Source organism: Shewanella sp. 10N.286.52.E4, assembly GCF_041468785.1.
Lineage (GTDB): Bacteria > Pseudomonadota > Gammaproteobacteria > Enterobacterales > Shewanellaceae > Shewanella > Shewanella electrodiphila.
Map to the genome: position 1 here is coordinate 108,678 of NZ_JBFRJJ010000020.1, position 14,856 is coordinate 123,533.

Sequence of the window (14,856 nt, forward strand, 5' to 3'; positions counted from 1 at the left end):
CAATCACTAAGCATTAATTACTGCTTTAACCGATGGTCAGACCATCAATGTTCATTAAGGGTGTATAACTAAGACACTGTTATATAAGAAAATGCTTTATTAATATATTTGGCTATAACCTAATAACTAAAAGGCATAACGAATAACAAACTATCACTGTTAAAGCACCTTAAACCGATTATCATTAGACAATGCAAACATAGGAGCAAACCATGAGCAACATCTACGAAGACAATTCATATACGCTAGGTAATACCCCACTAGTGCGCCTTAATCGAGTAAGCAATGGTAAAGTGTTAGCCAAAGTTGAAGCTCGCAACCCAAGTTTCAGTGTTAAGTGTCGTATCGGCGCAAATATGATTTGGGATGCTGAAAAGAAAGGCACCCTAACTAAAGAAGTAGAGCTAGTCGAGCCAACTTCAGGCAATACAGGTATTGCACTTGCGTATGTAGCAGCTGCTCGTGGTTATAAGCTAACCCTAACCATGCCTAATACTATGAGCCTTGAGCGTCGTAAACTGTTAAAAGCGTTAGGTGCAAACCTCGTGTTAACTGAAGGCGCTAAAGGAATGAAAGGCGCGATTGATAAAGCTGAAGAGATCCGTCAATCAGATCCTGCTAAGTACCTTATCTTAGGTCAATTTAGCAACCCTGCTAATCCTGAAATCCACGAAAAAACTACCGGCCCAGAAATCTGGAATGATACTGATGGTGAAGTCGCTGCATTTGTTGCAGGTGTCGGTACGGGTGGGACGATTACTGGTGTTAGTCGTTATTTAAAAAGTAAAAACAAAGATCTTGTGTCTGTTGCAGTAGAGCCAGTTGACTCACCTGTTATTGCACAAGCTAAAGCAGGTCAGGAATTAACTCCTGGACCTCATAAAATTCAAGGTATTGGCGCAGGTTTCATCCCAGGTAACTTAGATTTAGATTTAGTTGACCTTGTTGAAGCGGTCAGCAATGACGATGCTATTGCAATGGCACGTCGTTTAATGGAAGAAGAAGGTATCTTAGTGGGTATTTCTTCTGGTGCTGCTGTCGTCGCTGCAAACCGTATTGCTGAGAAGCCAGAATTTGCGGGTAAAAACATCGTTGTCATTCTGCCATCTGCAGCAGAGCGTTACTTATCATCTGCGTTATTTGCGGGTGAGTTCGGTGATAGCGAAAACGTTCAATAACGATTAATCATAACTCACCTTTTATGATTATTGTTTGTAATAAAGCCCAGCAATTGCTGGGCTTTATCGTGAGTGATAGTGCTTAATAGTACTTGGCATTAATCACTGATTGATTAAGCTAAATATCTCCCACTCATCTATGCTGAAAAATGAAGCTGTATATCCATCTCGTTAATCACTACTTATTTCACCTGAACTGACTTCATGCGTACTCAATAGTAATATCGGTTCTTGCTCATCACCCCATAAGATTTGTTGCTGATACAGCAAACCAAGCTTTGTTAATAAGTTAATCGATGCGGTGTTTTGTAGGTTGGTTATAGCCCATATAGGCGAAAGAGATAAGGTTTCATTGGCATAATTCATGACAGCCCTCGCCGACTCATATCCGTAGCCCATCCCCATATATTGGGGTAAAAAGCCAAAACCGATATCAGTGTGCTCAAGCCCATCTCGATTCACTAAGCCACACATACCGACCAACGCCTTATCTTCATTGCGAATAACTGCGTATAAACCGTAACCGTGAAGCTGATAACTTGGAATGAGCTTAGTCGATAAAAAAGTCTTAGCATCATCTCGATTTTTGATATTTCTATCACCAATGAACTTGATATACAGTGGTGAATTCATTAGCTGATAAATGAATTCAGCATCTTCTAGCGTAAACTCTCTGAGTGTCAGTCTCTGCGTGGTAATCATTAACAATCCCTATTGCATTCCCTTTGAAAGAATAATCCTATTTACATGATTAAATCATGACAGAATGACAGAATGACAGAATGAGGTCTTATTTCAACACATGAGCTGGATCAATTTCTTATTTCATCGCGTTTGTTAACATCGCCACACTTAATTACAATGCAAGAAATTGACTCACTTTATGTCTTTTTACCAATCCCCTAAAAAAATCTCCGCTTTTGAGGCAAAATTTGAAGCACAAAAAATTGCTTTTGCCCCTGTCAGCTTTCAAGTTGCTCGTTGTCTTAGCCAGTTTGGCATTCTAAAACAAGTTGATGATGCGGGTGAAAATGGCATTTCGTTACCACAACTTATAGATTGTAATGAATTGTCAGAATATGCCATCCACGTATTACTGGATATGGGACTCAGCATGGGACTATTTTGGTGTAAAGATGACCATTATCACCTAGATAAAACGGGCCATTTTCTACTGCATGATGACATGGCATCTAAAAATTTAAATTTCATTCATGATGTCTGTTATCAAGGTTTGTTTGAGCTTGAAGCGTCCTTGAAACAAGGTAAAGCAGCCGGTTTGAAACACTTGGGTGATTGGGAAACCATTTACCCTGGATTAAGCCAATTGCCAGAGCAAATCAAGCGGAGTTGGTTTGAGTTTGATCATTATTATTCTGATCACGCTTTTGACAGTTTACTGCCAATGATTTTTAAATCTAAGCCTGAGCATATCGTTGATGTTGGCGGTAATACCGGCAAATGGGCATTTGCTTGTACCAGTTTTGACAGCAAAGTTAATGTCACCATTATGGACTTACCAGGGCAACTCGCCGTCGCAATGGAAAACGCGCGTAATAATAACGTTGCGGATCGTGTGTTGCCATTTGAAACTGACTTGTTAGATGAAACTAAACCTTTTTGTCAGCATGCAGACTTGTACTGGATGAGCCAATTTCTAGACTGTTTTTCTAAACCGCAAATCATCACAATATTAAAACGCACAGTGGCTGCAATGAAGCCCAATAGTGAACTGTGTATTTTAGAAACCTATTGGGATAGACAGCCTTATGAAGCTGGTGCTTATTGCGTTAATGCAACCTCGCTATACTTTACTGCTATTGCTAATGGCTACAGTCGAATGTATCACAGCAAAGATATGCTCAAAATGATCAATGAAGCTGGGCTTTACGTCGATGAGGATATCGACAATATTGGTTTAGGCCATACATTACTGCGATGCAAAATAAAGCCCATCTAAACTTTCTTTAACATGTTAACTTATCCAAAAGCCCTTCAAGGGCTTTTTTTAACATTTAATACCCTCCATTTTTAAACAAGACTCCAGCTAACAGCCGTTTCAACGGCGATGACAGCACATGTTAAATAGTGATTAACTTCACAAATCCAATTGCGCAACATTAAATTTCCAATGTAAAAATGATGCATATTGTAACAATTGATAGTTCGGTTAAATTAAACCGGCCTCAGTCACACCATAAACAAATCAACAAACAGATAACCAATTAAACACATATTTATTAAGTTTGTTTACACAAATCTCTTAACTTATTCAGCAAAGTCCCCCGTCAAGCCCAAAATCAATATCAACACTCAAAACCACGTTAATCAAATGATCACAAAAAACAACCTAGCGCGCAACAATTGCAACATCTAACACATGTAATCAGTCCGTTGTTTATGTTGAATAAGTATGGTTTTATCCGTTTTCCGCAAACTCCCGTTAACGCAATTCACAAGTTAGCAATGAGATCTACTAAATAAAAACGCGGTTTAAATAAAAGTTATAAGGAAGAGATGAGATGCAGCTTAATACAAGATTGGCCAACGCAATTCGCATTGCATTGGTAGGCGGTGCTTTTACCGCTGCCATCAGTTCGCCAGTAGTTCTTGCAGCTGAAGAAGGCGCTGATGTAGAACGAATTCAAATTACCGGTTCACGTATTAAAAGAACCGACCTAGAAACAGCAACGCCTGTCACGGTGTTGAGTGCTGATGATATGGCAAAGCAAGGCTTTACCACTATTCAAGATGCCCTTCAAAATCTCACCTCAACTACGGGTGCGATGACTACACAAGAAGTGCATGGTTTTACCCCTGCAGCTTCATCAATCAGTTTACGTAATGCTGGTGCAAGTCGTACTCTGACGCTTATTGATGGTAAGCGTTTGAACCAGTACCCAAAACCCGCTGGCGGTACTGATAACTTCGTCGATACAGCAAACCTACCAATGGAAGCTGTAGAACGCATTGAAGTATTACAATCTGGCGGCTCAGCGATTTACGGTGCTGACGCAGTGGGTGGTGTGATTAACATCATCCTTAAAAAAGATTTTGATGGCGTTGCACTTAAATATCGTCATGGTGATACCACTGAAGGCGGCGGTATGAATGACCGCATCGCATTATCACTGGGCTCTTCAAACGATAAGGGCAATGTCTCAACCTTTATCGAATTCAGTAATAACGAAGCGTTAAAAGCAACAGATCGTGAGAATTTTGGTCTCCATACCGATAAAGTGCCGCACAGTGATTACTCAGCGTATAGCTCATACGGCGCTAGAATTGCAGGTACTGGTACTGGCGCACGCCAATTAACTCCAGAGCAGTGTGATGCTCGTGGATTTCTATGGACTGGAAGTACATGTGGATTTGATCGTTCAGAATGGCGCGATCTAGAACCTGAAAGCTACCGCTTTATCAGTACCACCAATTTTAATTACGAAATCGCAGACGATATTACCTTTTTAGGTCGTCTTGATTTCGCTAATGCCAAATCAACAACAAACTTTGAACCGATGGCCATTAATGACTACGATATCAAGGTTGCCGGTGATGACTTAACGGTCAGTTACGGCGATAGCATGAGCAAGACATTCAACAAGTCAACAGGACTTGGCGGTGACTTTGCCAACGCTACTGATGGTGATTATTACTATGCTCGTCGTTTACACGAGTTCAGTAACCGAAGCGGTGAAACCAACACCAGTAACTACTTCTTCTCTGCTGGCCTTCAAGGCGTATTAGTTGATGAGTATGACTGGGATATGTCAGTAAATTACGGCCGTACTAACGTCGATGTTTACCGCAGTGGTTTTGCTACTGTAGGCGGTATGTTCGATTACATCACAGCTGGTGAGAATGGTAATTCATTACTTGAAAACATGTCAGATGCTGACGTAGAAGCCGCATCTTACTCTCCATTTGAACGCGCTCAATCTACTCAAAAGAACATCCAAGCTAACATCACTGGTATGGCGTTTGAAATGCCTGAAGGCGATGCCATGTTTGCATTTGGTGCTGAGTATACTGAACAGGATTATGAAACAGAGTCTGATACCGAAACCCAAAATGGATCAGTATTAACAACTGGTGGTTCATCTGGTGCTGGCGAACGTGACTTCTGGGCAACTTATGCTGAAATCAGTGTTCCGGTACTTGACGAGTTAACTGTTGCTGCAGCGCTACGTTACGATCATTACAGCGACTTTGGCGGTAACTTATCACCACAAGTAACGGTAGAATACCGTCCAGTTGATGAGTTATTGATTCGTGGTGCTTGGAGCAGTGTATTCCGTGCACCAGACATGCACCGCGTGTATGGTGATGCCACAAATGGTTTCACTCAAGTCATCGATTACAAGCAATGTCAGGCTATGGGCGGCCAACCTGGTATTAAAACCGGTAATGAAACCCTTGATGAAATCTGTAATGAATTACACATTGATACGACCACAGGTGCCAACAAAGAACTTGAAGCTGAAACTGGTTATACCGCTAACATTGGTGCGGTTTGGGGCGGCGATAGCTTAGAAGCCTCTGTTGATTTATGGGAATGGAAACTTGATGACATGGTAAGCGATATTAGCGCTTCTACTGCCGCACAAGAATACGATACCTATGAAGATATGATTACCCGTGACGCTAGTGGCACTATTACCCACATCAATACAGTGGCACAAAACTTAGCATACCAAAAAGTTCGTGGTATTGATTTAACAGCTGGTTATAGCTGGGATTTCAATGACATGGGTGAACTAAGAGTAAACTTCAACGGTACTTATATCCTACTATCTGAAGGTCAGTTAAACCCGACCTCAGATGTGGATGATGACATTGAAGATGGTGGTTTACCTCAGTACCGCGCTAATATGATCTTTAGCTATTTTATCAATGATTTTGAAACCACATTAGGTGCTTATCATACTGCTCGTATGCATGGTTCATCTTACAGTTCATTCATTGATGAAGACGGCTTTAATGAAGAAGATTTAGAAGTCGCCTCACAAACTAAGTGGAACCTAACAGGTGCGTACAACTTCTCTGACAACATGAAGTTAACTGCAGGTATTGTAAACCTATTTGATGCTGGTCCTAACTTTGACCCAACCAATACATCATGGCCTCACTACCCTCGTGGTGTTTATAACGCTCGTGGACAAGAGTGGTTTATTGAAGGTGAAGTGAAGTTCTAATCAAACATTAGCTTCTGATTAGACAATTAAAAAAGCGGCATCTTTCGATGCCGCTTTTTATTAGAATAAATGTAATATCACAACTTGTCGCATAACTTTTGCCATTAACAAACTCGTTTAGCTAAACCCTAAGTAGTGCGCTAACACCACGATAATGCTCGAAATAACAAATAAACCCAGCATAAAGCGCCAGATAAACTTAAACCAATTTCCCCAATCAACACGGCACACACCTAATGTCGCCATTAATGAAGCTGATGTCGGTACTAATACGTTGGTAAAACCATCACCAAGTTGAAACGCTAATACCGCCACTTGGCGAGTCACACCGACAATGTCAGCCAAAGGTGCCATGAGTGGCATGGTTAACGCCGCTTGTCCTGAACCTGAAGTCACAAAAAAGTTGAACACTGATTGGAATAACAACATAAACCAAGCTGATAATGCCGTCGGCAATTGGCCAATCACATTACCGGCGCTGTGTAAGATGGTATTTAATACGCTCGGCTCTGTCGCCCCCGCACCACCAAGTAACAATAAAATACCTGAAGCACACCCTACTAAAACCGCTGGTTCTAACATGGTGCCTGCACCTTGCTTAAAGCTAACCGCGACTTTGTTCATGTCCATTTCATTAAGCTTAAATACCACCCCAATGATGCCAACAATGATCCCCATGGTAAAAAACTGACTGGCAATTTCAGGGATAAACCAAGCATGAGCAATCACGCCCCAAATAACCCAAGCAATAGTAGCTACAATGGTAAGCAGTACTAAAATATCGCCGAGATTAAAACGACTATCTTTGACATTACCTTGCTGGTTATCGCGAAAGAATTGATCCGTTTGATAACTAAAGGATGCACTTGGATTACGTTGAATTTTACTCGCATAGCGCATGGTAAAACCAATACCTATTAAGGTAAAACCAAGCCACATAATAGAACGTACACCCGCACCTGAAAGCACTGGAACACCTGCAATACCTTGGGCAATAGCAACACTAAACGGGTTCATCCAAGAACTGGCAAAACCGATTTGGGTCGCGACATAAGTGACCATCACTGTACAAATAGAGTCATAACCTAATCGAATCATTAACGGACAAATGATAATGGCAAAGGCTATGGCTTCCTCCCCCATCCCAAATACCGCACCACCCAACGAGAACAAACTGAATATGACAGGAATAAACAGCTTTTCATTGCCTTGAGTTTTATCTATTAAGCGTAATATGCCGTTATCAATCGTGCCCGTGGCCATGACGACGCCAAAAGAGCCGCCAATGACCAACATAAACATGATAACGCCAATTGCGCTGCCCCACTTAGAGCCAGAAACCATGCCCTCAAAAGCAAAATTGAAAAAGCCGATTTCGCCATTTCCTTTAAATAGTGAAATAGGATCAAGCTTAGGCTCACCCGCTTCATTCAAGGCATATTGAAAAGAGTTTGGGTCGATTACACTGCGCGTTTTCTCAACTCCATCGATAACATAATGCGCATCTTGGGTTGAAAATGAGCCTATGGGAACAACAAAGGTCAATAATGCGGCAGCAAGAGCAACAAAGAAAATGATCACTAAGGTATCGGGCATTTGCCGCGCGGTGGCACTCGATTGTGCAGAAGAAGGGCTTGGGTGTGGAGAATTCATTAACAGTCCATTTATAAGTTATTGTTTTATGGATTGATGCCTAACGCCTTATACGTATTGGCAGCCAATGGCATACTACAATAGCTAATGGAAAATTCCCATCACCCTAACTGTCTTATCTATCTTAATTAAGGTAGCAAGTAAGGTTAACTGACTGCAGTTGATGGTAAAGATATTATCGATTCGAAGTGAGCATAGTTTTACTGCCTAAAAATTGCTCAAATAGTCTTTCATGCGCAACTTTAGAGAAGGTATCGCTACGGCTGTCATACTGCGCAATCCAACCGATTAGCATAGCTAAATTTTCATCTTGAGCTTGTTTACTGTCATATTTATGAGGTTCCCAAGGACGGTTTTTAGCATTTTCAATACACGCTGAAGTGGGTAAATTGAGAAAGATAACCTCATCGGTTTGTGGAAAGACTAATTCAAGCAAGTCGCTGTAACAGCCTTCAATAACCCATGATTGATTAAGGTTTAAAAACTCATCAATTAAAGTTTTTGAATCCGCTATTGGCATTCTTTGAGGAGGATTAACTGGCAACCAAGCAATAGTATCTAAATCTAGGTGTGCCAGCTTTTTGTTAGCTGCAAGTTGTTTTGCTAGTGTCGATTTACCCGAGCCTGAATTACCAAAAATGACCACTTTACTCACAATAACTCCTCACAAAAGCACCTCACAAGAGCACCTCATAAAATCACTTAATTAAGCAACCTATCTCAACAGGTATTTTAGAGTAACATATTCAATTTGGCTGATTAACTTAATGCAAAGTGGAAATTAAAAGGCTTCATTTACGTTAAAGTAAAAGCCAGTATCACCATCGCCAAAGGCTAAATCTAATCTTAGGTTTACACGTGGTTTAACTTCGAATCTATAGCCTATACCTGTATTGGGTAGTACACTCGCCGAAGTCAGCTCACTGAATTTTTCCGAAATTACCCCAGCACCAACCCAGTAAACCATCCCATGACGGCCAGATAAGTTCTGTCGATATTCCACTTGTGCTAACAACATTTGCTTGTCGCGGTAACGACCTGAAGTATACCCTCTAAGTAAATCTCCGCCACCCGCTTTTGACAGCTGATCCCAAGGCACATCACCGTGAGAAAAACGGCCACGAATTTGCCACGCTAAAACATCATCATCTGCAACTTGATAATAGGTACTGTAGAGTGCATTAACAATTTCAAAGTCGGTCTTACTGCCTAATTCTTTGCGATATATCCCCGTATCAATTTGGGCAATTCTCCCTTGTTCAGGATTAAGTACATTATCTCGACTATCGTAGTTGATTAAAAAATTCACCCCGACACTGCGTGATGTCTCTAGCAAAGGGTTGATCTCGACATCTGAATCTAGCTTATCGATACTGCTGGCTTTAGCGTAATTAAAATCAAAGCCTGCACCAATAAAAACGTTGGATGATAATCGGTTCAAGAACATTGGGTTTACACGGACAGTTCGACCATTAAAATCAACTCGGTTATCATCTTGGTGGTTTTCATCATAGCCAACGCCATAGAACACATCAGGAATATCAAACATCTCTGCAGTTAGATAAAAACGCTGTTGATCTTCATTTAGGAAGGTTTTATTTTCAAGTGAAACACCTAACGCGCCATTAATGGAAGCTAAACCGTTAATCACTAATGACGATAATTGACTGACTTCATCAGTAGGATCTACTTGATATAAACCTACGGCTGAAATGCCTACACCTAAATCCATTTCGGGATTATAAAAAGGCCCAGGAAGAAAACTAAAATCAATCAATTTATCAGCGTCAAACTCGCCATCTGCACCAAGCTTTTGTAAAAAACTTTCCATCCAGCTCAACTCCTCATCAGAAGCTAGCGTTTCAGTTGTTTGCTCAACACTCGCTTTTTCTGAAGCAAATGACGCTGCACAAGCCAATAACCCTATCGAGAAAAAGCCGATTCTCATGCCGTGGAATAAGCTCATTTCAACTCACCTTGTGATGTTTGTTCTATCGCTAACGGTAAGTGAGAATGTTGAGATAAATGCTCACTCAATAATGTCTCATCCAATTTTTCGTTATATCGAGTTAACGTTAAAAATGATTGCTGAGTAAAACCATCACGCCATAAAGACTCAGGTACATGTTCAAAATGCGATTCAAATTTTGCATCTACATGTAACCATTGCTTAGCGACATTATCGATAGTAATTCCATGAACGTGATTGGCTAAACTTAAGTCGTGAGCGACGTTAGGTGTTTCATAAACACTTACAACATCGGACCAAGTATCACTGTTTTTCGCCATATCCATCGGCACTAAATAAGGTGATTGATGTTCGCCCAGATCGTAATGGCGTTTAAGTAACATAAATTTGTTAGGCATAGGTTCATTTGAGTCCCACCAATAGCCATCAATCACATCAAAAAGTGCATCCGTTTCTGCTGCAGTGACAGGCTCTAACCTATCTAATGTTGCGGCAATCCATGACGTCATATGATAATTATATTGCTGTCGAGTCATGGCCAAATTATTGGTCAGTACTGCAAGCGCAATTTTTGCACCTAGCATATTGGAGTAAAGATCTTCTGGTGAGTATGCCGAAACATCTTCGGTCCACGGTCCAAAACTACGATAACCGTGGTACTGAGCAATTTCATGAGCTTCAGCCATCGAATAGGCAAGACGCACAGCCATTGCCGCTGCCAACTCCCAACGTTGAGTTGCTGTTAAAAGCTTTACTTCAAAACGATCAATTTCAATCGTTCGAGGACCAATTTCAAATGGCAATGCAATGGATTGCTTTTCACCAAGGTTTGGGTGGATTTGGTAAAACAGCGCCACCGCGTTGTCTGCAGTGTCTCTTACATGAGCTAAATCTATAAAGCCGCCCTTTCTGGTATAAATAATACCGTTGTTCTCGCCACTTCGGCCTTCATCAGGTGCCGACTTTTGATGACTAAAACTGCCTGCTTCATAAGCATGAGCACCTAAATCTTCTAACGAGATAGTATTGGCATGACGATAAAAAGGGATGGTCATAGCACCAAGCTTTACCTTCTGACCATTACCAAATGCACAACATGGTCGAACACTTGTCGGTAAAGTCATAGCCGCTTGTTGAGGTAATGCAATATCACGTAAAAGAGCAGGATCGGGTTGATTATCTAACGCCGCAGATACAGCGGAGTCAGATGGGGTTGCACTCACCTGCCATTCGCTACTTGAGCATGCTGACACTAGCGAAACCATTAAACCTACACTCAATAAGATGACGCGTTTTTGAGAATGAAACATCATTGAATAAAGTCTCTTATCATTTGGCTAATTGACTCTGAAAAATCATTACTTAGGCCATGGGATGCATCAGGGATAATTATGATTGGAGCATTTAAAAACTCAGAAAATTCAATGCCTTTTTCAAGTGGGAACACAATGTCATTTTCGCCCCAAATTAATAATGAAGGCGGAAGCTTACCTTTAAATTCTGCAGGGTTAAGTTGATCTCGATATGCAGGTAAAGTGGTAATCAATGATTTTTTCTGTACATGAAAATCTGCAAAGTAGCTTTGATAGATTTGCTCATCGATAAAACTTGGGTACCAAGGGTGATCAACAAACGTATGCTCAAGTAAATGTCTTACACCTTCTTTATTCTCAGGCACAAACACAGCTTCTGGCACACTTTGTCCAAAACGTTGACTCATGGCATCCATGTCTTCATCGCCAAACACAATACCTGGGCTTGCCAACATAATAGCTTTATTGACGGTAGGTTCTTTGATCATTAGGTCAAACGTAATAAACCCGCCAAACGAAATACCCACCACATTGACATTTTCAAGCGCGAGCTCTTCAATCATGTGTTGAATAGCTTGGGTTTCGCTACTGATAGTTGCTGGAGCGTTACTGAAAGATGCACCAAACCAAAGTAAATCAGGCACGATAACGTGATAATCAGACGCAAGATCTTGCATAATCTCATACCAGCTAGTTAAGCCCGTACCGCCAAAACCATGAAGCAAGATAACAGTGGGAGCACTCGTATCTCCACCTTGCCAGTAGTGCAATTCGCCTTGACTCTCTAGCGACAACTGTTGCCGTTCAAAACCCGCTTTCATTAATTGGTTTTGCTGATAATTATCCACCATAGAAACTGCTGAGCAGCCACCTAGGAAGAAAATAAATACACTAACAATCATTAGTCGCATCATGGTTAGAACCTATAGCCAATGCCAGCCATAAAGCTTGTGCGTGTGCCAAAACCACCTTCAAGTAACAAGTCAAACCCCTTACCTAAGTTGATTTGACCACCAATCAAGCTATTCCACTTATCTTCGAGGTGTTGGGTAACTTCAAATTTACCATTACCTAAAGGAATGCCGATATCTTTAAGGTAACCACTAAAAGTTTGCTCAACATTTTGATACATAGCACCGACCCAGAACTGGCTTTCATGGCCATAAACAGTGGTGCGGTAACCTACACGCGGTGAAACAACAATTGAACTGATCTCACCATCAAGAATATCAAGATCAGTATTAGTGTAATTAACGTCTAATAAAGCAAACCAATTGCCTATGCCACCCACGATTGTGCCGCCCGCACCGTATGTAGTACCTTTAAAATTCAGCTCAAAATCAAATGGATCAGAAACCACTGGCGGCAAAGGCCATGGCATTTCTACTTCAACTTGAACATTAGCGACACTACTGCCTTTTGTTTGGCCAATCACGCCATAAAGGTTTAGAAATGGTAGTACCCACATATCAGCTCTTAAAGTAATGGTTTCTGAATCTTGCATCGCTTCACTACCATTAATACTCACTCTGTCATCAATAATATCGCCAAGACCTGAAAAGGTGACACCATCAACCACTAACGGTTGTTCCATCGACATATAGTTAACAGTAAAACCATATGGCTTAGGTAATTCATGGCCTAAATCCATCGCTTCTTGTGCCCAAATAGGAAATGCGCGTTGATATTTTTGCGATACTTCTATGGCTTCATCAGCCACTACAAACTGACTGTATAGAGTGAAAATAGCTAACAGAATAACGGAGGAATTTCTTAGCATTCGAACAGGTAATCCTTATACAACTCAATAATAAGCTTTAAGTTGCTCTCAATATTAATTGCTCCGCATGTCATCAACTCTGAGGCAGTTTCTGTAACAAGGTTGTAGATAATTTAAACAGCGGAAATCTGGGAGGAAGGATAATAGAGATAGAATATTAATTTAAACTTAAAATAATTGAATATGAATTATTTCTAATGAGGCCCATGTGTTATCTGGTTAACCCGATAACAGTCGTGGTTAAAGACTTAACACTCAACACGTGCGCTCACCTACGAGTAACAGCTGTATCCAAGGTGATACATAAAGTTGATAAAGCTACGAGCAGTTGAATAAACCACTGCACTGTAATAATAAAGGTTTTTTCTCTAGCACTTAAACTTTACCAGATTTTATTAGCCAAACATTTTCAGTCAAAGTTGTAATAAAGGTGCAGTGTATTGGCTTAGCTTTATGATTTAAGGACAAGCCAAAAACACCACGCTATTATGATTAAAAGGATAAAGCGAAGATTAAAATTGACAGCTAATTTCACCAATATCATTCAAAACAAGCACTACCCGCTTATTAATTTCAAAATTAGTGATATAACCACAAGTTCCTTCGAGTAAATCGCCACTATCAAGCAGCAAATGGTACTCATATTGTCCATCTAGCTGAGCTAAATCATAATAAATGGTATTGTCCTGTGATGTATGAATCTCGCCAAAATCAAGTCGACTCAAAGGCAAATTTATAATCGCTGACTCAATAACAAACTCTGAACGATTTTCAACCGTGACACTTGGGCTCGCATAAAAGTAACTTAAATACATCAACACTATGACTGCTGAGATACCTGCAGCGACTTTGATAAAAATACTGCCCCAACGATTGGTCACATCCAGTTTTTGTTGTGATTCAAATAGCATTAACACTTAGTTCCTTTGATGGAAAAAACCAATGGAATGGGTTGCCCCTTCACAATGGATTGAAATTGTTTAGGCTGTTTTTCTATTAGGTTTTCAAAGCAATTGTAAGGGCTGAATGGAAATTCGTTAACCGCATCAATTCGAATCCCCGCTTGAATTAATGCATTAATCACTTCGCTTAATGAATGCGCCCACGTCACCATAGTCTGCTCATGGTCTGAATTATTACCCGCTTGTGTATAACTCCCCTCAACGACCACATCAGGCTCAGCTTGATGAAAGTATGGGTAACCATCTAGGACGTCCTGAACTGGATGAAACTCAGCCATATAAAATGTACCGCCTTGGTTCAAGCTGTCACTAATGACCTGCGCCCACTTAGTTAAACAAGGTAACCAACAAATTGCGCCAAAAGACGTGAACACAATGTCGAAACTTTTCGAGCGCTTATTTGCAAATTCATAGACATCAGCACAAACGAACTCAGCCTCGATATTACACTGAGTCGCAAGTTCACGTGCCTTATCAATCGCTTCATCAGATAAATCAACACCAGTGACACTCGCGCCCAGCCTTGCCCATGACAAAGTATCTAAACCAAAGTGGCATTGAAGGTGCAGCAAAGACTTACCCGCTACATCGGTGAGTTCCGCGGTTTCAATTTCTGTTAATGAAGAATTACCTGCAAGAAAGCTCGGCACATCATAAAAAGATGAATCAAAATGTACTATTGCTCGTTCATTCCAAGCTTGTTTATTGATGTTGAGGTAATCCATTACTCGTCCTTTATTTATCGGCAATCGTTTATCGACAATAGTTTATCGACAATTGTGTATCGACAATAGTTAATCGGTTTC

The 14,856-nt window shown here is 40.8% G+C and carries 12 protein-coding genes; 3 read left to right on the forward strand and 9 right to left on the reverse strand.

Annotation, left to right across the window (positions count from 1 at the left end; translation table 11 throughout):
* The first annotated feature begins 212 nt into the window (after positions 1–212).
* On the forward strand, positions 213–1,178 hold the full coding sequence (gene cysK / locus AB4153_RS10855) for a cysteine synthase A (RefSeq protein WP_102526324.1): 966 nt from the start codon (positions 213–215) through the stop codon (positions 1,176–1,178).
* Positions 1,179–1,349: 171 nt separating this feature from the next.
* On the opposite strand, the gene AB4153_RS10860 is transcribed toward cysK, so the two are convergent.
* Positions 1,350–1,880 carry a GNAT family N-acetyltransferase gene (locus tag AB4153_RS10860; RefSeq protein ID WP_102526323.1) on the reverse strand — a complete coding sequence of 177 codons (531 nt, stop codon included), beginning with the start codon at positions 1,878–1,880 and terminating at the stop codon, positions 1,350–1,352.
* A gap of 181 nt (positions 1,881–2,061) precedes the next feature.
* On the opposite strand from AB4153_RS10860, the gene AB4153_RS10865 reads away from it, so the two are divergent.
* Entirely contained in the window at positions 2,062–3,138 is a 1,077-nt protein-coding gene (locus tag AB4153_RS10865; protein ID WP_102526322.1) for a methyltransferase, read from the forward strand.
* A gap of 562 nt (positions 3,139–3,700) precedes the next feature.
* Entirely contained in the window at positions 3,701–6,373 is a 2,673-nt protein-coding gene (locus AB4153_RS10870) for a TonB-dependent siderophore receptor (protein ID WP_102526321.1), read from the forward strand.
* 117 nt (positions 6,374–6,490) lie between these two features.
* Here AB4153_RS10870 and yfcC read toward each other — a convergent pair whose 3' ends face one another.
* The 8 genes from yfcC to AB4153_RS10910 form a co-directional block, all read right to left on the reverse strand.
* A complete protein-coding gene (gene yfcC / locus AB4153_RS10875) occupies positions 6,491–8,026 on the reverse strand; it encodes a putative basic amino acid antiporter YfcC (protein WP_371997380.1) in 1,536 nt (511 codons plus the stop codon).
* Between the two features lie 175 nt (positions 8,027–8,201).
* Positions 8,202–8,681 carry an AAA family ATPase gene (locus AB4153_RS10880; RefSeq protein WP_371997382.1) on the reverse strand — a complete coding sequence of 160 codons (480 nt, stop codon included), beginning with the start codon at positions 8,679–8,681 and terminating at the stop codon, positions 8,202–8,204.
* Positions 8,682–8,807: 126 nt separating this feature from the next.
* Positions 8,808–9,992, reverse strand: coding sequence for a BamA/TamA family outer membrane protein (locus tag AB4153_RS10885; protein ID WP_371997383.1), 1,185 nt, complete (start codon positions 9,990–9,992; stop codon positions 8,808–8,810).
* Positions 9,989–11,308, reverse strand: coding sequence for a DUF4056 domain-containing protein (locus tag AB4153_RS10890; RefSeq protein ID WP_371997384.1), 1,320 nt, complete (start codon positions 11,306–11,308; stop codon positions 9,989–9,991). The genes AB4153_RS10885 and AB4153_RS10890 overlap by 4 nt, the downstream gene beginning before the upstream one ends.
* Positions 11,305–12,222, reverse strand: a complete 918-nt coding sequence (locus AB4153_RS10895) for an alpha/beta fold hydrolase (RefSeq protein WP_371997385.1) — start codon at positions 12,220–12,222, stop codon at positions 11,305–11,307. The genes AB4153_RS10890 and AB4153_RS10895 overlap by 4 nt, the downstream gene beginning before the upstream one ends.
* A 2-nt stretch (positions 12,223–12,224) precedes the next feature.
* Complete coding sequence (locus tag AB4153_RS10900; protein WP_371997386.1) at positions 12,225–13,088, reverse strand: virulence protein; 864 nt, start codon at positions 13,086–13,088, stop codon at positions 12,225–12,227.
* Positions 13,089–13,600: 512 nt separating this feature from the next.
* Entirely contained in the window at positions 13,601–13,999 is a 399-nt protein-coding gene (locus AB4153_RS10905) for a hypothetical protein (protein WP_229368869.1), read from the reverse strand.
* The gene (locus AB4153_RS10910) at positions 13,999–14,775 is read right to left on the reverse strand and encodes a bifunctional 2-polyprenyl-6-hydroxyphenol methylase/3-demethylubiquinol 3-O-methyltransferase UbiG (RefSeq protein ID WP_229368870.1); all 777 of its coding nucleotides are present in this window, start codon (positions 14,773–14,775) and stop codon (positions 13,999–14,001) included. Before AB4153_RS10910 ends, AB4153_RS10905 begins: the two co-directional genes overlap by 1 nt.
* Between the last annotated feature and the right edge of the window lie 81 nt (positions 14,776–14,856).